Below are 19,314 nucleotides of genomic sequence, written 5' to 3'. Positions count from 1 at the left end.
GCCGCCCGTCGTCTTTTTCGTCACCGCCGAAGCTGGATGTCTCGCGCGAGGCTCTCGCCCCCGCCCACCAGATCGAACGAGGCCCGCACGGGCGCGCCCTCGGTGATGTCCTTCAGCGGGATGTGGCGGCCCCGGCGCAGACCGCGGCTGCGGCCATCGATGCGCAACTCGTAGACGTTGCCCTCGTCATCGCTCACCTCGATGGTGCCGGGGCGCACGCGTTTCACCCGGCCATCCACGGTGCCCGTGGCGATGGTGACCTCCTCGGCGGGCGCGGTGGCGGAGATGCTCCCGTTGCCGGCACGTGCCGCCTCCGCGGCCTCGAGCAACCCGATACGCTCCTCGTCCATCAGGTCGGGACGGGCGGGCCGGCTCCCCGGCCGCTCCCAGGAGCCGGAGTCCGTCTCCAGCAGTTGCGAGGGCGGGGTCTCCGCGTCCGTTTCACTCGCGAGGCGCTCTCCCGGTGGCTCGGCCTGGCTGTCTTCGGCAGGAGGGGCCGCCAGCTCCGGCAGCTCGACGACGTCGATGGTCTGGACGGGGGCGGGCTCGGCCCGGGTCTCGGCGGCCACCGCGACCTGTGTGACTTCGGTTTTCGGCTCCGGCTTCCGGCACCCCGTCAGACAGAGGACACAGCAGCCCAGCAGCCCCCACCCCATCCATTTCCCCATCCCCACCCCCCACACTCGCCCGCGGGGAAGGTGGGGCCCTCGCACGGCCACGGCAACCCACCCGTCCGGGCCGCTGTTCGCCGGCCGCGAGAGAGCAGGCAGGCCACCGTGCGCCTGCTCCGAGCGATATCCCCTCTCCCTTCGGGAGAGGGTCAGGGTGAGGGTGTCTCGCCCCCCGGGTTCCCCCCTCGCGGCCCGCGCCACCGTTGCATCAACTCGCGCGCACTGCCTCCGCGCTCGAGCCGTGCGTCCACCACGGAGAGATCCGGCGCCAGCTCCAGGACGAACGCGAGCGTCGGCTCGCCGCGCAGGTGGTAGCGCAGGTCGCCAATCCGCACCACGGTGCCCCCCTGTGCACCGGGCGCCGAGGAGATGACGGGGAAGCGGGCCCAGGCGAGCGCCTCGTGCACGGTGGGCACGGCGCGCACGGAGGAGGGGAGTGCCTCCACCGAGGGCCTGGGCAGCCGGCGCTCCTCGCGCGGAGGCGCGCCGGGGGACACGGAACCCGCGACGTACTCGGAGGGGAGCACGGCCACGTAGCGCCAGGTGGTGAGCGAGAACCACGCGGGGAAGACCTGCACGCGCTCCGCCGAGGGCCAGGCCTCGCGCACGCGGGACGTCAGCGTGGCCTGGAGCACGACGCGCAGGCCCACGTACGCGGCCGAGCACGCGAGTCCCACGAGCAGGGCCCGCCGCCACTGTGCCCGGCGGCGCCAGGCCCATACCGCACCGGCGAGCAGGGGGAGGGTGACGAGCGGGTCCACCACCATCGTCCAGTCGAGCGTGAGGCGCCGGTCGGAGAAGGGGAGGAGGAGCCGGGTGCCCCAGCCGGTCCACAGGTCGGGCAGCAGGTGGGCCACGCCGAGCGCGAGCAGGCTGGAGAGGTAGACGGGGAGGAAGCGGGCGCGGCGGAAGAAGAGCAGGGCGAGCCCGGTGGCGGCGAGGGCCACGACGGGCGCGAAGGCGAGCGCGTGCGACAGGCCCCGGTGGGCGCGCAGGGCGTGGTCGACGGAGTTGGCCGCCGGTAGGAGGGTGTCGAGATCGGGCAGCTCGGCGGCGAGCACGGAGCCGAGGAGCACGGCCTTGTCGGTGGGGGAGAGGGGAGTGCCCGAGGGGGACTCGGGCCGGCGCAGCGCGCCGAGGGCGAGGCCCAGCAACCCGTGGGTGAGGTTGTCCATGGCGTCACGCTCCCAGGGCGCCGGCCACGCGCTTCACATGCGCGCGGACGAGCTCGCGGGCCCGGGTGAGCTCCTCCAGGTTCGTGGGGACATACCCGAGGCACAGCACCACTTCGTCCTCGGGGGTTGCACGGGCGCCCAGCGCGGCGTAGTCGAGCGTGCGCGAGAGGGGCTCGCCCTCGGTGTCCGGGGTGAAGCGGCCGAACACGGCGGCGTGGGTGCCCCGGCCGGGCGCGGTCTCCTTCAGGGCGAAGAGCTGGCGCACGGCCTCGAGCGCCGCGGGGCGGGCGGCGAGCGCCTCGGGGTCCACGGGCCCCGCGAGCTCCCACTCGAGCAGGCGCAGGCAGCCGCGGACGAATTCCACGTCGGTGATGACGAGCCCGTACAGGTACCAGTCCGCGCACGCCGCGTGGACGAGCCGGGCCTGGGCGTCCGTGAGCCACGTGAAGGAGGGGCAGGTGAAGGTTTCACAGATGTCGGCGCGGTAGACGCCGCAGTCACGCAGATCCGCGCCGCCCGTCACCTTCGGGTGGCCGAGGCAGCCCACCCGTGTGTGCTCCGCGTCGATGAAGCCCAGCAACGGGCAGACGCGCACGGCGGGGAAGAGGGGACTCTCCCGCCGGGACTCCAGGAGCGAGCGGGCCGCGGCGTGCCAGGCCTCCGGCTCATGAGGAACGGTGCGCAGGGCCTCGGTCTGCGCGGCGAGCTGCCCGGTGAGCGTGGCGCGCGAGTGGTCGCGGAAGTTGTAGAGGCCACAGCAGGCGCCGCACGAGGCGCCACGGCCGGGCTGGCACAGGTGGAAGGAGACGGACATGTCAGAACCACTCGGGCCGCATGCGCGTGTACGAGTCTTCCCCCGAGCGGCACAGCGCCACCAGGTGGCTCACCCGAGGCAGCTCCGTGTTCAGCCAGTACTGCGCCGCCGCCAGCTTCCCCTCGTAGAAGTCCCGGCCCTCGCCACCGCGCGCCAGGCCCTCGCGCGCCGCCGCCGCCTGCGCCAGCCACCGCCACGACACCGCCAGCACCGAGAACAGCTCCATGTAGTCCGCGCTGTGGCGCAACATCCGCTCCACCTCTCCCGCCATGCCCGCCGCTCCCAGCTCCGTCGTCAGCTCCACCACTTCCTGCAACGCCTTCCCCAGCGCCTCGCCCCACGCCGGCTCCACTCCCGCCCGCCGCGCCCGCTCCACCGTCGCCCCCACCTCCTCCGCGAAGGCCCTCATCGCCTCGCCCCCCGCCGCCATCACCTTGCGCCCCAGCAGGTCCAACCCCTGGATGCCCGTGGTGCCCTCGTGGATGCTGTTGAGCTTCTGGTCCCGCAGGTACGCCTCGGGCAGGTACTCGCTCGAGTAGCCGTAGCCCCCGTGCACCTGCACCGCCAGCGCGTTGGCCTCGAAGCCCTTCTCCGCGGGGAACGTCTTCGCCAGCGGCGTGAGCAGATCCAACAGCAGCCCCGCGCGCTGGCGCTCCTCCTCCGTCTTCCCGTGCGCCGCCACGTCCGCCTGCCACGAGGCCGCCGCCAGCAGCGACAGGCCTCCTTCCACGATCGCCTTCTGCCGCAGCAACATCCGCCGCACGTCCGCGTGCTCGATGATGGGGCGTTGCGGCTGCGTCGCGTTCTTCTCCCACGCGGGGCGCCCCTGCGGCCGGTTCTGCGCGTACGCCAGCGCCTCGTGGTACGCCACCGAGGCCGTCGCCACGCCGTTGAGGCCCACCATGATGCGCGCCTCGTTCATCATCTGGAACATGTGGGCCAGCCCCTTGCCCGCCTCGCCCACCAGCCACCCGCGGCAATCCCCGCCCTCGCCGTAGTTGAGCGCCAGGCTCGGCAGCCCCTTCCAGCCAATCTTGTGGATGGCCCCCGCCACCCGCACGTCGTTGTCCACCAGCCGCCCGCCCTCGGGCCGGCGCGCGGGCACCGCGAAGAGCGACAGGCCCCTCGTCCCCGCCGGAGCGCCCTCGATGCGCGCCAGCGTGAGGTGCACCACGTTCTCCGTGAAGTCCTGGTCCCCTCCACTGATGAAGATCTTCGAGCCCGTGATGCGGTACGTCCCGTCCTCCGCCGGCGTCGCCCGGGTCCTCACGTCCGCCAGGCTGCTGCCCGCCTGCGGCTCGGTGAGCGCCATGGTGCCCGTCCACTCGCCCCGGTACATCCGCGCCATGAACTCGTCCTTGAGCCATGGGCTGCCGAAGGCCTCGATGAGGTGCGCCGCGCCGCTGGTGAGCCCGATGAAGCCGTACGCGCTCAGGTTCGCCGCCATCAGGTACGCCGACGCCAGCGAGTACACCGTGATGGGGAGTTGCTGGCCGCCTGCCTCCACCGGGTGCGTCGCCGACAGCAGGCCCAGCTCCACGAGCTGCGGGTACAGCTTGCGCATCAGTGGATGCACGTGGACGCGCCCATCCCGGAACGCGGGCGGCTCCGCGTCCATGAGCCGGTACGTGGGCAGGAGCACGTCCCTCGCGAACCGGCGCGTGCTGTCCAGGAAGAGCGTGAACGTCTCGCGCGAGTGGTCCGCGAAGGCCGGGAGCTGGCACAGCGACGCAGTGTCCAGCACCTCGTAGAGCTGGAAGTCCACGTCACGGTCGGAGAGCAGCGGGTTCGAGGCGGGGGCGGTCATGGGGCGTGTGTTATCCCATAGAGCCGCGGTGTGCAGGGACAGTGTTACCAGCGGTGAGACAGGCCCGCTCCCGCGTAGACTGACAGTGGCGGCGCCGGTTCGAAGTAACGCCCCCGGCTCGCGTTCACCCGCACGTTGTCGCTGTAGCGCGCCGAGAGCAGGTTCTGGAACCCCAGGAACGGGCTCACCTCGAACCTCCCCATCGGGAAGCGGTGCCCCAGCCTCGCGTTCACCACCCAGGCCGTGTGCTCTCGCACCCTGTTCGCGTCGTCCGCGTACAGCCCGCCCGCGCTGAACACTTCCACCGCCGCCCTCGCCCCGCTCGCGTGCTGGTACACCGCCTCCGCGCTCACCTGGTTCGCTGGAATGCCTGGCACCCGATTGCCTCTCAGTTGTCTGCCCTGGGACACGTAGTCGCGGAACGTCGCCTGCAACGCGTTGTAGGCCGCCCTCACCCGCAGCTCCTCCGTCACCTTCGCCTCCAGCGCCACCTCCGCCCCCACGTGCCGCGAGCGTCCCGTGTTGCGGAAGTACGCCCGCGCCCGCTCGTCCTCGAAGCGCACCAGCCCGTCTCGTATCCACACCGAGAACAGCGCCACGTCGTAGCGCAGCCGGCCCCACAGCAGTCCGCGCGCTCCCAGCTCCACCCCGTTCGAGCGCTGGGGCTTCAAGTCCCTCGACAGCCCACCGCCCGTCCCCGCCGGCACCGCCAGCTCCGTCGTCGTCGGCGCCTCGAAGGACTGCGTGACGCTCGCGAACACCGACACTTCCTGCCTCGGCGCCCAGATGAGCCCCAGCCGTCCCGTGGGCTGCTGGAACGTCCGCGTCCCCGTCCCGTCCCCGTCCTCCTTCAGGAAGTCCTCCACCGTGTAGCGCGACACGTCGAACCGCGCTCCCGCCACCAGCGTCAGGCGCTCGCGCAGCTCCAGCTCCTCCTGCGCGAAGAGGCCCATCCCCAGCACGCCCTCGTCCTGGTCCAGTTGCAGCACGCTGCCCGGGCGGCCCTCCACGTTGTCGAAGTTCTTCCGCCGGTCCGCCTGTGACTGCACCTCCGCTCCCACCGTGAAGCGGCTGCGCAGCCCGAGGAGCGGCCCCCGGTTCCCGTAGCGCACCGACACCCCATCGAAGGTCCGGTCGAACGCCACCACCACTTGCGGCAGCGCGTTCTGGAAGCGCCGCAGCGCCAGGAAGCCGCTCGCCTCCACCTCATGCTCCTCGCCCAGGCGCCGCCGGTACGTCAGCCCCAGCCGCCCCTGCCTCACCGACTCGCCCGCGCGGTACTGCGCGTTGAGCGGCGAGGCCTGCCGGGGGTCCCCCTCCACCTCCGCCCGCGTCAGCCCTCCCGCGTCTCCCGCCTCCGGCGCGTCCACCAGCGACAGCACCGCCTTCAGCTCCGAGCGCCCATCCGGCGTCCAGCCCACCTTCCCGTTCAGCAGCACCTGCTCCGTGCCCGACAGCCGCCGCCACCCCTGCTGCGTCTGCCGCGACGCCCCCACCATCCAGCGCATGTCCCCGCTCTTCCCCCCGCCCTTCACGTTCAGCTTCCACAGCGCGTTGTCCCCGTGCACCGTGCGCGCCTCCACGAAGGATCGCTCCGGGCCTTCCTCCGTGGTGATGCTCACCACTCCTCCCGCGGCGTTCCCGTACAGCGACGAGGCCAGCCCCCGCAGCACCTCGATGCGCTCCGCCGAGGCCATGTCCAGGCTGTCCACGTTCGTCTGCCCGTCCGGCATCGTCTCCGGAAAGCCGTCCACCAGCACGGTGATGCCCCGGATGCCGAACGCCGAGCGCGCTCCGAAACCCCGGATGGACAGCCTCAGGTCCTGCGAGGCGTTGTTCCGGCTCTGCGTCACCAGCCCCGGCACGCCCACCAGCGACTCGTACAGGCCCAGCGTGGCCCGGCCCGCCTGGATGTCCTCCCGCTCCACCACGCTCACCGCCGCCGGCGTGCGGCTCAGCGGCGTGGGCACCTTCGGCGCCACCACCGTCGTCTCCTGGGGCTCCGTGGGAGGAGTTTCAGGTGCGGGGGATGCGGTTTGTGCCAGCGTGGCGGACAGCAGCGCGCAGGGGAGCAGCCAGGACATCCGGAGAAGTTAGCGCTCCACCTGCACGCCCTTCCAGAAGGCGATGTGGTCCCGGATGTTGCTCGCCGCGTCCTTGGGCTCCGGGTAGTACCAGGCCGCGTCCTTGTTCACCTTCCCGTCCACCTCCACGTCGTAGTAGCTCGCCACCCCCTTCCACGGACACGTGGTGTGCGTGGTGCTGTCCTTCAGCACCTCGCGCTTCACCGCCTCCCGCGGAAAGTAGACGTTCCCCTCCACCACCTCGTACGTGGTGCTCTCGGCGAGCACCGCTCCGTTCCACATCGCCCTGGCCATGGAAATAGTCTCGCATACCCACCCTGGGCGCCGGGCCCCAGGGCGGGCGGCCAGATGAGTGCTCCACACTTCGTCCCCCGGGAGAGCGGATGCGGCGGACGAGTGTCCGCTGGTGGAAAGGTGGGGGGAGGGGAATGGGGTGGGGCGCTCCGGGCTGTTCTGGTCCTGTTAACGTCCCCCGTCCCCTTCATGAACCCCACCGAGCGACGCGTCCCGGACGTGCAACCGCTGTTGAATCCGACCCTGAGCCTCGACGGCCAGAATCGCACCACGGACTCGCTGCAGCTCCTCGCCGAGGCGGGCGCCCTGCTGGGCTCCTCGTTGGATTACGAGACGACGCTGGCGGCCCTCACCCGGCTGGCCGTGCCCCGGCTCGCGGACTGGTGCTCCCTGGACATCCAAGGCGAGGACGGTGTCGTCCGGCTGCTCGCCGTGGCGCACGTGGACCCGGCCAAGGTGAAGTTCGCCCACGAGCTGCGCCGGCGCTACCCGCCCGACCCGAAGGACGCTCACGGCATCCACGAGGTCATCCGCACCGGCCGCTCCTCGATACTCCCGGACATCCCCGACGAGCTGCTCGTCAAGGCCACGCGCGATGCCGAGCACCTGCGCATCGCTCGCGAGCTGGGACTGCGCTCGGCCATGACCGTGCCCCTCACCGCGCGGGGCCGCACCTTCGGGGCCCTCGCGCTCGTCAACTCCGAGTCCGGCCGGCGCTTCACCCCCGAGGACCTGGCCCTCGCCGAACAGCTCGCCGGCCGCGCCGCCCTGGCCGTGGACAACGCGCGCCTCTACACCGACGCCGTCCGCGCCGAGGCGCGCTTCCGCTCCCTCATCCATGCCACCGCCCAGGCCGTCTGGGTCACCCAGCCGGACGGATCCGTGTCGGAGGACTCGCCCTCCTGGCGCGCCTTCACCGGGCAGTCGCGGGAGGAGTACCAGGGTTACGGCTGGCTCGCCGTCGTCCACCCCGAGGACCAGGAGCGCGTGCGGCGGGGATGGCAGGCCGCCCGCGCCATCAAGCAGCCCTACGAAGTGGAGATGCGCGTGTGCCGGCCGGATGGCGGCTGGGCCATCACCCTGTCGCGCGCCGTGCCCATGCTCGATGCCCAGGGGCAGGTGCGCGAGTGGATCGGCACCAGCACGGACATCACCGCCCAGCGCCGCGCCGAGGAGACCTCGCGCCGTCTGGAGAGCGAGCAGCGCGCCCGCCAGCTCGAGGCCTTGCGCGCCGAGGTCAGCGAGGTGCTCTCCCGCGAGGACTCCCCGCCCCGGCTGATGCAGGCCTGCGCCGAGGTGATGGTGCGCAACCTGCCCGTGCTCTCCCTCGTGCAGCTCTGGACCTTCAGCCGTGAGGCCCAGGCGCTGCACCTGGAGGGCAACGCCGGCCCCGCCGCGCCCCTGTCGTTGAATCCGTCCCGGCTGGAGCTGGGGCAGACGCTCGTGGGCGTCGTGGGCCAGTCGCGCCAGCCCCTGCTCGTCAACGAGCTGCAGGCGGACCCCCGGTTGCGCTCGCGCACGTGGGCGCAGGCCAACGAGCTGGTGTCCTTCCTGGGCGCTCCGCTGCTGGTGCGCGGCCAGCTCGTGGGCGTGCTCTCCGTCTACGGCCAGATTTCCCTGGAGGAGGAGACGCTCGCCACGCTGGCCACCGTGGCGGACGCGGTGGCCCAGGGGCTCGAGCGCCGCCGCGCCGAGGTCTCCCTCCAGGAGCATGCCCGCGAGCTGGCGCGCTCCAACGAGGAGTTGCAGCAGTTCGCCTACGTGGCCTCCCATGACCTGCAGGAGCCCCTGCGCATGGTGGCCAGCTACACGCAGCTCCTGGCGCGGCGCTACCAGGGCCGGCTCGACGCGGACGCGGACGAGTTCATCCACTTCGCCGTGGACGGGGTGAACCGCATGCAGCGGCTCATCCAGGACCTGCTGGCCTACTCGCGCGTGGGCACGCGCGGCCACGAGTTCAAACCGCTCGACTCCGGCCAGGCGTTGAACAAGGCGCTGGCCAACCTCAAGACGCTGGTGGACGAGACGGGGGCCAGCATCATCCAGGGCAAGCTGCCCCAGGTGATGGTGGACGAGACGCAGCTCACCCAGCTCTTCCAGAACCTGGTGGGCAACGCGCTGAAGTTCCGCGGCCAGACGCCGCCCCGCGTGCTGGTGGAGGCCGAGCTCCAGGGCACCGAGTGGCGCTTCACCGTCGAGGACAACGGCATCGGCATCGAGCCCCAGTACTACGAGCGCATCTTCGTCATCTTCCAGCGGCTCCACGGCAAGGAGGAGTACCCCGGCACCGGCATCGGGCTGGCCATCTGCAAGAAGATCGTCGAGCGGCACGGAGGCCGTATCGGTCTGGACTCCCAACCCGGGCAGGGGACGACGTTCTGGTTCACCCTTCCCGCGGTTCCCACCCTTTCACCCCCGGGCACCCCTTCATGAGTGACGACACCCTCGGACGCCCCATCGAAATCCTCCTGGTGGAGGACAACCCTGGCGACGTGCGCCTGACCATCGAAGCCCTCAAGGAGGGCAAGGTGCGCAACAGCCTCTCCGTCGCACGCGACGGGGTGGAGGCGCTGGCCTTCCTTCGCCGCGAGGGCCCCCATGCCAACGCGGCGCGGCCGGATCTCATCCTGTTGGATCTCAACCTGCCCAAGAAGGACGGGCGCGAGGTGCTGGCGGAGATCAAGGATGACTCGCGCCTGCGCCGCATCCCCGTGGTGGTGCTGACCACGTCCAAGGCGGAGGAGGACATCCTGCGCACCTACGATCTGCACGCCAACTGCTACATCACCAAGCCGGTGGACCTGGAGCAGTTCATCTCGGTGGTGCGCTCCATCGACGACTTCTGGCTGTCGGTGGTCCGGCTGCCTTCGGTGGAGTGAGGCCGCCATGACCCTGGATCAGGCGAGGCCGTTGCGGCTGCTGTTGGTGGAGGACAACCCCGGGGACGCCCGGCTCCTGCAGGAGGAGCTGAAGGAGGTGGCGTCCGCCCGCTTCGAGGTGTGCCATGTGACGCGCATGGCCGAGGCGCTGGCGGCGGTGGGCGAGCCGGGGCTGGACGTGGTGCTGCTGGACCTGTCGCTGCCGGACGGGCACGGGCTGTCCAACATCGAGCGGGTGGTGCAGGCGGCGCCGGCGCTGCCGCTGGTGGTGCTCACCGGCACGGACGACGAGCAGCTCGCGATGCGGGCGGTGCACGCGGGCGCGCAGGACTACCTGGTGAAGGGCCAGGTGACGGGTCCGCTGCTGGTGCGCGCGCTGCGCTATGCCATCGAGCGCAAGCGGGCCGAGGAGGGCCTCAAGCGCGAGGAGGCCGCGCGGCAGACGGCGCTCTTCCGCGAGCAGTTCCTGGGCATTCTCGGGCATGACCTGCGCAATCCGTTGCAGGCCATCTCCGGCAACGCGGCGCTGCTGCTGCGCTACGGCGGCCTGTCCGAGCCCCAGCGCAAGGCGCTCAACCGCATCTCCATCTCCTCGGACCGGATGGCGCGGATGATCTCCGACATCCTGGACTTCACCCGCACGCGGCTGGGCGGGGGCTACACGCTGCAGCGCACGTGGATGAACGTGCACGAGGTGCTCAAGCAGGTGGTGGAGGAGCTGGAGGTCGCGCACCCGCAGAAGCGCTTCGAGCTGAATGTGTCCGGCACCGGCTGGGGCGAGTGGGACGCGGACCGCATCGCCCAGGCGGCCTCCAACCTGGTGGGCAACGCGGTGCAGTACTCGCCGGAGGACAGCCCGGTGCGGGTCCTGGCGCGCGACGAGGGCGATGGGGTGCGGGTGGAGGTGCACAACCTGGGCACGCCCATCCCGGCCGAGCGCCTGTCGCACATCTTCGATCCGTTCGTGCGCGGGCGGGAGGGTTCCCGCTCGGGCTCCCGCTCGGGGCTGGGGCTGGGGCTCTACATCACGTGTGAGATCGTGAAGGCGCACGGGGGCTCGCTGCAGGTGCGCTCCACGGAGGCCGAGGGCACGTGCTTCTGGCTGAACCTGCCGCGCCATCCGCCCTCCGCCGCGAAGAGCTGAGCCCCCTCTGGCGGCTGACCAGCCGGAGGAGCGCACCCGCTGAGCGGTCCCGTGACAAGACGTTCCCCTCCGACGGAGACGGCGACTCCGGCACCTGGCAGTACGAGGTGGAGGTCTACCGCTCGCCACCCCGCTCGATGCCCAGGAGCTTCATCCCCGCTGGTGCATGTGCAACCTAGTGGCAAGGGGCTGGCGGTACGAGAGCAGGAGTGGAGCGGGATGTCCGAGATCGAGACGCCCCAGGATGGGGCGCTGGAGCCGAGGGCGTACACACTGCGGACACGGCGGGGCCCGGTGGACACGCTGCTGTACGAGTCCCTGGGGGCGAAGGAGGGGGTGCTCCTGGCCGGTGGGGTGGGGGGAGGCTTCGACACACCGGCGCTCGGGCTCTACCCGCGGCTGGCCGAGGAGCTGCTCCGCCACCACATGTCCACGCTGCGGTTGAAGTACCGCCACCCGACGGACCTGACGGAGTCGGTGCACGACGTGCTCGCCGGGGTGGAATTCCTGGTGGGGCGGGGGTTGGAGCGGGTGGCCCTGGTGGGGCACTCGTTCGGCGGGGCGGTGATGATCGACGCCGGGGCGCAGTCCCCCTGGGTGACGACGGTGGTGGGGCTGGCGCCGCAGAGCTACGGGACGGAGGCGGTGTCACAACTGGTGCCGCGCTCGCTGCTGCTCGTGCACGGCCTGTCGGACGCGGTGCTGCCACCGAGTTGCTCGCAGAGCATCCACGAGCGGGCGAGGGGACGGAAGGAGCTGGAGCTCATCCCGGGCGCGGGCCACGTCCTGGACGAGGCCGCCGAGCGCGTCTTCACCCGGGTGCGTGACTGGCTGCTGCGAGAGCTGCGCGCCTGAGTCCTCCGGGGGGAGGGTCTCGAGGTTCCCGAGCCCTCCCCGGTGCGAACCGTCAGCTGTGCTTGTCGCTGCCCGAGCTGTCCTTGCTGCCCTGCTCGGAGGGCCCGCTGAACTCGCGCTGGCGCTCGGTGCCCTCGGCGTCGCTGGGAGCGCTCTCCTTCTCCGACTTGCCGAAGACCTCCTTGCGGGTCTCTTCGCTCATCTTCGCGTCCCCGTGCATCGTGGGGTTCTCTTCCTGCGGCTTGCGAGGCATATCGTGCGTCCTCCGGCGCGATGGGTTTGTTGGACTTGTGACTCAAGGTCGGGTGGTCCGGAGGAGACGGCAAGCCTGGGGGCGGCATGGAGACCGGGCGGGCGGGCAGCGGCTCACCCGTGTCTCTGCCCCACGCGCTCCAGGGGCGGCCCTAGCTTGAGAGGAAAGGAGGTCGCTCGAATGGCATTCCTCATTGGCTTCGTCATTTTCTTCCTGGTCATCGCGCTCACCGTCATCCTGGGGGGCATCAGCAAGGTGGGAGACAGGCGCGTGGAGATGGAGGGGCGTCCCACCGAGGGGCAGCGTCTGCCCACGGACCGGGAAGCCCACGGTTACTGAGTCTCGTCCCGCGCGCCGGGAGGGCGCGGGTTGTAGTAGCGCCGCAACCAGCGGGACAGCCCGTCCAGGCCGGGGAAGAGCACGCGCTCGGTGATGTTGGCCTGGTCGAGCTTGTCCCGCACCTCCTGCTTGAGGTGCGCGGGGACGATGAGGCGGCGCACGCCCTTCTTCTGCTTCTCGAGGAACGTGTCCAGCCGCGCCGAGGCATCGTTCATCACCGAGAAGAGGGCGAACTGGTTGACGATGCGCTCGTCGATGGAGGGCGGCTCGAAGAAGAGCACGAAGGGATGGCGGGTGAGCTTGTCGAAGGTGCCGAGGTCCCCGGCCACCGTGGCGAGCATCTCGGCGCTGAAGACGTCCGCGCCCTCTTCCTGGAGCTGGGCCTTGAGGGGGCGGGGCAGCAGCCGGTTCGTCTCCCGGTAGTCCACGCTCCACACCACGCCGTCCACCCCGTACAGCTCGGGGTCTTCCGAGAGGAAATGCAGCGCCACGTAGGGGCTGAAGGTCCAGTCCAGCAGGCGGGTGGGCAGGCCGTGGTGCTGGGCGAGCGACAGCCAATCCCACAGGGACTCGCAGGGGTTGGAGGTGCCGCGCGCGTATTTGCGGAAGGCGCGCAGCATGACGTGCTCCTGCCGGGAGTAGTTGCCCCCACGACGGTTGAGGCTGGTGGCCAGGTCGTGGCGCGAGTCGGGCATGCCGCGGAAGGCGAGCGTGGGGCGGAAGCGCTGGAGGCTTTCGTTCCACGAGCCCGCGAAGAGCGCGTCCTGCAGCTCCACCCAGCTCTGCACCCGGTGTTCCAACACGGCGGGAAGATGGGCAGCCCGCGACGCCCTGGCACGTGGGGGGACAAGCCCCTCCCCGCCCGAGTGTCAGGAAAAGAGGGTGGGAGATTGTCTCCAGGGCCGATGCCGCGGTGCGTGAAGTGACGCCCGTTTCCAGCCTGTTCTGGAGGGCATGAGCGAAACCCCGGAAGGACTCCGCTTCCTGCCCGGCTTCCTCTCCGAGGAAGAGGAGCGGGTGCTGGTGGACGAGCTGTCGCGGCTCTCCTTCCGGGAGATCCACATGCACGGCGTGGTGGCGCGGCGCACCGTGGTGCACTACGGCTGGGACTACGGCTACGAGTCCTGGCGCCTCACGCCCGCGCCACCCCTGCCCTCCTTCCTGGAACCGGTGAGGGCCCGCTGCGCCGAAGCAGCGGGCCTGCCACCCGAAGCGCTCGAGGAGCTCCTCGTCTCCCGCTACCCTCCGGGCGCGGGCATCGGCTGGCACCGGGATGCGCCGATGTTCGGCCCCAGCGTCATCGGCGTCTCACTGCTCGGCGCGTCGCGGATGCGCTTCCGGCGCGAGGTGGGCGGCGCGTACGAGACCTTCGTGCTCGAGCTCCCGCCGCGCTCCGCGTACATCCTGGCCGGCGCGTCACGCTTCACCTGGCAGCACACGATTTCTCCGGTGAAGACCCTGCGCTACTCGCTGAGCTTCCGCACCGTGAAGACCCGGCCGGGCCCTCCCTCCGGGTGACCCCGGGCACGCGGTCTCCTCGGGCGGGGCTGCTTCCCCGGTGCAGGAGCATCCACGGGGGGCTGTACCGCGGTGGGATGGCATCGGCGCCGGGCATGCCCACGCTGCGTGACAGGGCCTGTCCACTTCTGAAAGCCATTCATTTCCAGACACGGACAGGCCTCCCCCGGACGGCGTGTGTCCTTCCGGGTTCACTCCTGGTTCACGAGGTTCCGCAATGAAAGCCCTTCTCTCTCCCCGGGTTCACGGCTACGGCGACTATCTCATCGTGGCGCTGCTCGCGCTGGCGCCCACCTTGTTCAACTTCTCCGGATTGCCAGCGGTGTTCTGCTACGTGCTGGCCGTGGCGCAACTGGGCATGAGCCTGATGACGGCCTATCCGCTCGGCGTGGCGAAGATCATCCCCTTCCCCGTCCACGGCTCCGTCGAGGTCGTCGTCTCCGTCTTCCTCGTCATCGCGCCCTTCCTGTTCGGCTTCTCGCGAGTCGTTTCGGCGCGCAACTTCTTCCTCGTCTCGGGAATTGGCCTTTTCCTGGTCTGGCTGACGACCAACTACAAGGCAGCCGAGCGTCCGCTTCAGGGCGGCATGGGCCTGCGGCGCCGTGTCCACGGCTGAGCAGGACGCTGGAATCAAGCCGGACCAGGGCTCGTGGCCAAGTTGCTCGGATGACAACCGGCGCCTCGTTCCGGCGGGGGCTGTTGAACCCAAGGACAGGTGCCGGTCCCGGGGGGCGGGGATACCTCTAAAAACAGTCATCTGGCGATGTCGCCAAAATCTCTTGAATCACCCTGACCCGGAATTCCTTCCATGAACTCCCATGGTGTGACGATCCGAAGGATGCAGGCACTGCGGGGACCCAACCTCTACGCCTACAAACCCGTGCTGAAGGTGGAGCTGGACATCGGACCCTTCGAGGAACGGCCCAGCGACACCTTCCCCGGCTTCGTCGAGCGGCTGACGTCCTGGCTGCCCGGGTTGCACAAGCACGAGTGCAGCATCGGCAGGCCCGGCGGGTTCGTGGAGCGGCTGCGGCGCGGCACCTGGCTGGCCCACATCACCGAGCACGTCACCATCGCGCTGCAGAACGAGATGGGCTTCGACGTGGGGTATGGCCGGGCGCGGGGCACGGGCCAGCGCGGTGTCTACAACGTCGTCGTCGCCTATGAGGAGGAGGAGCCCGCGCGCGAGGCCTTCAAGACGGCGCTGGAGATGACGCTGGCCGCCATGCTCGACGAGGCCTACGACGCGCCCTCGGCCCTCGAGCGCCTGCGCGACATGGCCGACGACTACCGGCTGGGGCCGAGCACGCGCGCCATCGTCGACGCCGCGCGCCGCCGCGGCATCCCCGTGCGCCGGCTCACGCCCACCGGCAGCCTCGTGCAGCTCGGCTACGGCATCCACCAGAAGCGGATTCTCGCCTCGCAGACGTCCGACACCTCCGCGCTCGCGGTGGAGATCTGCCAGGAGAAGCCCCTCACCAACATGGTGCTGCGCAACGTGGGCATCTCCGTGCCCGAGGGCCGCACCGTGCGCTCGGCGGACGAGGCGTGGGAGGTGGCCGAGGAACTGGGCCTGCCCGTCATCCTCAAGCCGGAGGCGGGCAACCAGGGCAAGGGCGTGATGGTCAACCTGCGCTCCGAGGCCGAGGTGCGCCAGGCCTACGAGGTGGCCAGCCAGTTCCGCGGCGACGTGCTGGTGGAGCGCCACATCGAGGGCGAGGACTACCGCATCCTGGTCGTCAACGGGAAGATGGTGGCCGCCTCCCGGAGAGACCCGGCGCAGGTGGTGGGCGACGGCAAGCGCACCGTGGCGCAGCTGGTCGAGGTGGCCAACCAGGATCCCCGCCGGCGCCCGGGCCACAGCAGCGCCCTCACCCGCATCCGGCTGGACGATGCCGCGCGCGTGGTGCTCGGACAGCAGGGGCTGTCGCTCGAGTCCGTCCCGGCACCGGGGCAGGTGGTGAAGCTGCGGCAGAACTGCAACCTGTCCACCGGCGGCACCGCGACGGACGTGACGGACGAGGTGCACCCGAGCAACGCGCACATGGCCGAGCTCGCCGCGCAGGTGCTCAACCTGGACGTGGCCGGAATCGATCTGCTGTGCAAGGACATCCGGCGCCCGCTGATGGAGCAGGGCGGGGCCATCGTCGAGGTGAACGCGGCGCCCGGGCTGCGCATGCACCTGCAGCCGACGAGTGGCCTGCCGCGCGACGTGGGCGGGCCCATCGTGGAGTCGCTCTACCCGGATGGAGCGCCCTCGCGCATCCCCATCGTCGCCATCACCGGCACCAACGGGAAGACGACGGTGACGCGGCTGGTGGCGCACATGTTCGAGACGTCGCACCAGTGCGTGGGCATGACGAGCACGGATGGCACGTACATCCGCCGCGAGCGCATCCTCGAGGGCGACTGCTCCGGGCCGAGGAGCGCCCAGGCGGTGCTGCTGCACCCGCGCGTGGAGGTGGCGGTGCTGGAGGTGGCGCGCGGAGGCATCCTGCGCGCGGGACTCGGCTTCGACTGGTGCAGCGTGGGCGTCGTCACCAACGTCAGCCCGGACCACCTGGGCCAGGGCGGCATCAACACCCTGGAGGAGCTGGCGCGGGTGAAGCAGGTCGTCATCGAGTCGGTGGCGAAGGATGGCCACGCGGTGCTCAACGCGGATGACCCGCTGGTGGCGGAGATGGCGGCCGCCACGAAGGGCAAGGTCGTCTATTTCTCGCGCCACGCGGACAACCCCATCCTCCAGGCCCACCTGGCCGGGGGCGGCATGGGCGTGTTCGTCGAGAACGGCACCATCGTCACGGCCCGCGACGGCCGCCGCCTGCTGCTGACGCACCTGGACCGCATCACCTTCACCGCCGGAGGCACCATCCGCTTCCAACTGGAGAACGCGCTCGCCGCCACCGCGGCCGCCTGGGCCCAGGGGCTCAACCCCGCGTTCATCGTGCGCGCGCTGACCACCTTCCGCATGGACCCCACCATGGCGCCGGGCCGCTTCAACGTGCTCGGGGTGGCGGGGCGGCAGGTCATCCTGGACTACGGGCACAACGTCGCCGCCGTCAAGGCGCTCGGTGAGACCGTGCCCCGGGGCGGAGAGCGCCGCAACATCATGGTCATCGGCCTGCCGGGGGACCGCCGGGACGAGGACCTCCTGGCCACCGTCCAGGCGACGCTCCCCTTCGTGGACGAGTACGTGCTCCATGACCTGAGGGACCGGCGCGAGCGCGCGGAGAACGAGGTGCCCCTGCTCATGCGGAGCTGCCTGAAGCCGGGCACTCCCCATGAGATTGTTCCGGACCACCGGCAGGGCATTCTGCGGGCCTTCGCCCGCTCGAAGCCCGGAGACCGCATCATCATCCTCGCGGACCTGGTGGACGAGGCCCTGGCGGTCATCCGGGAGCTCGCGGCGGCGGACGAGACCGAAGTGGAGGCCTGCGAGACGCCGGTGACCCAGGCGTTCGAATAGGCGGCCCGATGCTCACCCTCATCCGCGATGGCGAGCTCCACACCCCGGCACCGGCGGGCGTCCAGCCGGTGCTGCTCGTGGGGGAACGCATCGCGCATGTGGGGCCGGTGGACGAGGCGCGGCTGACGTCCCTGGAGATTCCGTGCGAGGTGGTGGATGCGCGCGGCTGTCTCGTCGTCCCGGGCCTCGTGGATCCGCACGAGCACCTCATTGGCGCGGGCGGGGAGAAGGGCTTCGCCAGCCGCATGCACGAGGTGACGCTGGAGCAGTTGCTGCTCGCGGGCATCACCACCGTGGTGGGCTGTCTGGGCACGGACAGCGCCACGCGGCACCTGGGCGCGCTGGTGGGCAAGGCCCGGCAGCTCACCGAGGGCGGGGTGAGTGCCTTCCTCTACACCGGGGGCTTCCATCTCCCGCCGCGCACCCTCACCGGCTCCGTGGTGGAGGACCTGGTGCTCATCGACTGCGTCCTCGGCGTGGGCGAGCTGGCCATCGCCGATGCCCGCTCCAGCCAGGCGAGCACCGCCGAGCTGGCGCGCGTGGTGGCCGACACCATGGTGGGCGGCACGCTCTCCGGAAAGGCCGGTGTCACCCACTTCCACACGGGACCTGGACGCGCCCGCATGTCCCAGCTCCACGAGCTGCTGGACACGTACGAGGTGCGGCCCGAGTGTCTCTACGCCACCCACGCCAACCGCACCGATGAGCTGTTGGATGACGCCATCGCCCTCTCGCGCCGGGGCGCCTATGTCGACATGGACACCGTGGACCCCGGGCTGGGGCGGTGGTTGCGCTACTACCTCGAGCACGGCGGCGTGCCCGAGCGGCTGACGGTGTCCTCCGATGCGCACACGGCGGGGGCGGAACCGGCCCGGCTGCACCAGGAGCTCGTCGCCTCGGTGCGCGAGCACGGGCTGGCGCTGGACACGGTGCTGCCCTTCTTCACGGCCAACCCCGCGGCGGCGCTGAAGCTGCGCCAGAAGGGACGGCTGGCTCCGGGAATGGATGCGGATCTCCTCCTCCTGGATGCGCGCACCCTGGACGTCGTCCACGTCTTCACGCGGGGGAAGCGGCGGGTCGGAAACGGGAAGCTGTTCGTCCCGCCGGAGGGCCGCGGGACATGACGCAGCGGCGCCGGGGCGATCTGCTGGTGATTGGCGGCAGCGAGAAGAAGGACTCGGACGAGGAGCGCGCCATCCTGCGTCAGGCCGCGAGGAAGGCCCTGGGGGAGGAGGGTGGGCGCATCGTCGTGCTCACCGTGGCCTCCATGGAGCCCGAGCCGCTGGCGGAGATCTACCAGAAGGCCTTCGGCCGGCTGGGCGTGCGCCAGATGGAGGTGCTCGACATCCGCAACCGCGAGCAGGCCTATGAGCCCGCCAACGTGCGGAAGCTCGCGGGCGCCTCGGTGCTCTTCTTCACCGGCGGAGACCAGTTGCGCATCACCAGCCAGATGGGAGGCTCGCCACTGCTGGAGCGCATCTTCGCGCTGCACGAAGAGGGAGCGGCCATCGTCGGGACCTCGGCGGGCGCGGCGGCCATGTCCGAGACGATGCTCATCGGCGGACCCACCAACCGCTCCTGCCTCAGCACCCTGGCGATGGCCCCGGGGCTCGGACTGCTCAAGGGCGTCGTCGTGGACTCGCACTTCACCGAGCGGGGCCGCTTCGCGCGGCTGATGGGCGCCGTCGCGCAGAATCCCCACAACCTGGGCATCGGCCTCGACGAGGACACCGCCGTGCTCGTGTCGGAGAACGACGAGGAGCTCACCGTCCTCGGCTCGGGCGCCGTCTACATCATCGACGGCCGGGGCATCCGCTTCACCAGTCTCTCCGAGAGGCACCCCGAGAGGATCCTCACCGTCCATGACGCGCGTGTCCACGTCCTGGGCCGGGGAGATCGTTACAACCTGAAGGAGCGCCGTCCCATCGTTCCGTCTCCCGAGAAGAGTGACGCGGGTGGGGGAAGCGTGCTCCAGGAGAGGAGTGAGTGACATGGAACGAAAGACGGGCGGGACG

The 19,314-nt window shown here is 70.8% G+C and carries 18 protein-coding genes; 10 read left to right on the top strand and 8 right to left on the bottom strand.

Annotated elements, in window-relative coordinates:
• Positions 1-20: 20 nt before the first annotated feature.
• The 6 genes from ACN28I_RS24155 to ACN28I_RS24130 all read right to left on the bottom strand — a co-directional run bounded on the left by ACN28I_RS24155 (position 21) and on the right by ACN28I_RS24130 (position 6,845).
• The gene (locus tag ACN28I_RS24155) at positions 21-668 is read right to left on the bottom strand and encodes a hypothetical protein (protein ID WP_420944307.1); all 648 of its coding nucleotides are present in this window, start codon (positions 666-668) and stop codon (positions 21-23) included.
• Positions 669-820: 152 nt separating this feature from the next.
• Positions 821-1,846, bottom strand: coding sequence for a metal-dependent hydrolase (locus tag ACN28I_RS24150; RefSeq protein ID WP_420944306.1), 1,026 nt, complete (start codon positions 1,844-1,846; stop codon positions 821-823).
• Between the two features lie 4 nt (positions 1,847-1,850).
• Positions 1,851-2,660 carry a hypothetical protein gene (locus ACN28I_RS24145; protein ID WP_420944305.1) on the bottom strand — a complete coding sequence of 270 codons (810 nt, stop codon included), beginning with the start codon at positions 2,658-2,660 and terminating at the stop codon, positions 1,851-1,853.
• Position 2,661: 1 nt separating this feature from the next.
• A complete protein-coding gene (locus ACN28I_RS24140) occupies positions 2,662-4,467 on the bottom strand; it encodes an acyl-CoA dehydrogenase (RefSeq protein WP_420944304.1) in 1,806 nt (601 codons plus the stop codon).
• Between the two features lie 44 nt (positions 4,468-4,511).
• A complete protein-coding gene (locus ACN28I_RS24135; RefSeq protein WP_420944303.1) occupies positions 4,512-6,551 on the bottom strand; it encodes a TonB-dependent receptor family protein in 2,040 nt (679 codons plus the stop codon).
• 9 nt (positions 6,552-6,560) lie between these two features.
• Entirely contained in the window at positions 6,561-6,845 is a 285-nt protein-coding gene (locus ACN28I_RS24130; protein WP_420944302.1) for a DUF427 domain-containing protein, read from the bottom strand.
• Positions 6,846-7,076: 231 nt separating this feature from the next.
• Here ACN28I_RS24130 and ACN28I_RS24125 point away from each other — a divergent pair, with 231 nt between their 5' ends.
• The 4 genes from ACN28I_RS24125 (at position 7,077) to ACN28I_RS24110 (ending at position 11,723) form a co-directional block, all read left to right on the top strand.
• Positions 7,077-9,278: a GAF domain-containing protein gene (locus tag ACN28I_RS24125; protein ID WP_420944301.1), complete on the top strand. Its 2,202-nt coding sequence runs from the start codon at positions 7,077-7,079 to the stop codon at positions 9,276-9,278.
• The gene (locus ACN28I_RS24120) at positions 9,275-9,724 is read left to right on the top strand and encodes a response regulator (protein WP_420944300.1); all 450 of its coding nucleotides are present in this window, start codon (positions 9,275-9,277) and stop codon (positions 9,722-9,724) included. Before ACN28I_RS24125 ends, ACN28I_RS24120 begins: the two co-directional genes overlap by 4 nt.
• Positions 9,725-9,731: 7 nt before the next feature.
• The gene (locus ACN28I_RS24115) at positions 9,732-10,868 is read left to right on the top strand and encodes an ATP-binding protein (RefSeq protein WP_420944299.1); all 1,137 of its coding nucleotides are present in this window, start codon (positions 9,732-9,734) and stop codon (positions 10,866-10,868) included.
• 219 nt (positions 10,869-11,087) lie between these two features.
• Positions 11,088-11,723, top strand: coding sequence for an alpha/beta hydrolase (locus tag ACN28I_RS24110; RefSeq protein WP_420944298.1), 636 nt, complete (start codon positions 11,088-11,090; stop codon positions 11,721-11,723).
• Positions 11,724-11,775: 52 nt separating this feature from the next.
• On the opposite strand, the gene ACN28I_RS24105 is transcribed toward ACN28I_RS24110, so the two are convergent.
• Positions 11,776-11,976, bottom strand: a complete 201-nt coding sequence (locus ACN28I_RS24105; RefSeq protein ID WP_420944297.1) for a hypothetical protein — start codon at positions 11,974-11,976, stop codon at positions 11,776-11,778.
• 180 nt (positions 11,977-12,156) lie between these two features.
• On the opposite strand from ACN28I_RS24105, the gene ACN28I_RS24100 reads away from it, so the two are divergent.
• Entirely contained in the window at positions 12,157-12,315 is a 159-nt protein-coding gene (locus tag ACN28I_RS24100) for a hypothetical protein (RefSeq protein WP_420944296.1), read from the top strand.
• Here ACN28I_RS24100 and ACN28I_RS24095 read toward each other — a convergent pair.
• Entirely contained in the window at positions 12,309-13,118 is an 810-nt protein-coding gene (locus ACN28I_RS24095) for an FRG domain-containing protein (protein ID WP_420944295.1), read from the bottom strand. The two genes, ACN28I_RS24100 and ACN28I_RS24095, sit on opposite strands and share 7 nt — an antisense overlap.
• A gap of 151 nt (positions 13,119-13,269) precedes the next feature.
• On the opposite strand from ACN28I_RS24095, the gene ACN28I_RS24090 reads away from it, so the two are divergent.
• The 5 genes from ACN28I_RS24090 to ACN28I_RS24070 all read left to right on the top strand — a co-directional run bounded on the left by ACN28I_RS24090 (position 13,270) and on the right by ACN28I_RS24070 (position 19,289).
• Positions 13,270-13,833: an alpha-ketoglutarate-dependent dioxygenase AlkB gene (locus ACN28I_RS24090; RefSeq protein WP_420944294.1), complete on the top strand. Its 564-nt coding sequence runs from the start codon at positions 13,270-13,272 to the stop codon at positions 13,831-13,833.
• 217 nt (positions 13,834-14,050) lie between these two features.
• On the top strand, positions 14,051-14,449 hold the full coding sequence (locus tag ACN28I_RS24085; RefSeq protein ID WP_420944293.1) for an SPW repeat domain-containing protein: 399 nt from the start codon (positions 14,051-14,053) through the stop codon (positions 14,447-14,449).
• Between the two features lie 222 nt (positions 14,450-14,671).
• Positions 14,672-17,299, top strand: coding sequence for a cyanophycin synthetase (gene cphA / locus ACN28I_RS24080; protein ID WP_420944292.1), 2,628 nt, complete (start codon positions 14,672-14,674; stop codon positions 17,297-17,299).
• Between the two features lie 8 nt (positions 17,300-17,307).
• Positions 17,308-18,423: an amidohydrolase family protein gene (locus ACN28I_RS24075; protein ID WP_420944291.1), complete on the top strand. Its 1,116-nt coding sequence runs from the start codon at positions 17,308-17,310 to the stop codon at positions 18,421-18,423.
• A complete protein-coding gene (locus ACN28I_RS24070; protein ID WP_420944290.1) occupies positions 18,420-19,289 on the top strand; it encodes a cyanophycinase in 870 nt (289 codons plus the stop codon). The genes ACN28I_RS24075 and ACN28I_RS24070 overlap by 4 nt, the downstream gene beginning before the upstream one ends.
• The last annotated feature ends 25 nt before the right edge of the window (positions 19,290-19,314 follow it).

The organism is Archangium gephyra (genome assembly GCF_049060025.1).
GTDB classification, from domain to species: domain Bacteria; phylum Myxococcota; class Myxococcia; order Myxococcales; family Myxococcaceae; genus Archangium; species Archangium gephyra_A.
Note: the sequence above shows the minus strand (reverse complement) of the source record. Positions and strands in the feature narration are given on the sequence as shown.

Excerpts from the sequence above, each read along its gene's own strand:
- ACN28I_RS24155 (WP_420944307.1), bottom strand. The coding sequence starts at position 668 with ATGGGGAAATGGATGGGGTGGGGGCTGCTGGGCTGCTGTGTCCTCTGT.
- ACN28I_RS24150 (WP_420944306.1), bottom strand. The coding sequence starts at position 1,846 with ATGGACAACCTCACCCACGGGTTGCTGGGCCTCGCCCTCGGCGCGCTG.
- ACN28I_RS24145 (WP_420944305.1), bottom strand. The coding sequence starts at position 2,660 with ATGTCCGTCTCCTTCCACCTGTGCCAGCCCGGCCGTGGCGCCTCGTGC.
- ACN28I_RS24140 (WP_420944304.1), bottom strand. The coding sequence starts at position 4,467 with ATGACCGCCCCCGCCTCGAACCCGCTGCTCTCCGACCGTGACGTGGAC.
- ACN28I_RS24135 (WP_420944303.1), bottom strand. The coding sequence starts at position 6,551 with ATGTCCTGGCTGCTCCCCTGCGCGCTGCTGTCCGCCACGCTGGCACAA.
- ACN28I_RS24130 (WP_420944302.1), bottom strand. The coding sequence starts at position 6,845 with ATGGCCAGGGCGATGTGGAACGGAGCGGTGCTCGCCGAGAGCACCACG.
- ACN28I_RS24120 (WP_420944300.1), top strand. The coding sequence starts at position 9,275 with ATGAGTGACGACACCCTCGGACGCCCCATCGAAATCCTCCTGGTGGAG.
- ACN28I_RS24115 (WP_420944299.1), top strand. The coding sequence starts at position 9,732 with ATGACCCTGGATCAGGCGAGGCCGTTGCGGCTGCTGTTGGTGGAGGAC.
- ACN28I_RS24110 (WP_420944298.1), top strand. The coding sequence starts at position 11,088 with ATGTCCGAGATCGAGACGCCCCAGGATGGGGCGCTGGAGCCGAGGGCG.
- ACN28I_RS24105 (WP_420944297.1), bottom strand. The coding sequence starts at position 11,976 with ATGCCTCGCAAGCCGCAGGAAGAGAACCCCACGATGCACGGGGACGCG.
- ACN28I_RS24100 (WP_420944296.1), top strand. The coding sequence starts at position 12,157 with ATGGCATTCCTCATTGGCTTCGTCATTTTCTTCCTGGTCATCGCGCTC.
- ACN28I_RS24090 (WP_420944294.1), top strand. The coding sequence starts at position 13,270 with ATGAGCGAAACCCCGGAAGGACTCCGCTTCCTGCCCGGCTTCCTCTCC.
- ACN28I_RS24085 (WP_420944293.1), top strand. The coding sequence starts at position 14,051 with ATGAAAGCCCTTCTCTCTCCCCGGGTTCACGGCTACGGCGACTATCTC.
- cphA (WP_420944292.1), top strand. The coding sequence starts at position 14,672 with ATGCAGGCACTGCGGGGACCCAACCTCTACGCCTACAAACCCGTGCTG.
- ACN28I_RS24075 (WP_420944291.1), top strand. The coding sequence starts at position 17,308 with ATGCTCACCCTCATCCGCGATGGCGAGCTCCACACCCCGGCACCGGCG.
- ACN28I_RS24070 (WP_420944290.1), top strand. The coding sequence starts at position 18,420 with ATGACGCAGCGGCGCCGGGGCGATCTGCTGGTGATTGGCGGCAGCGAG.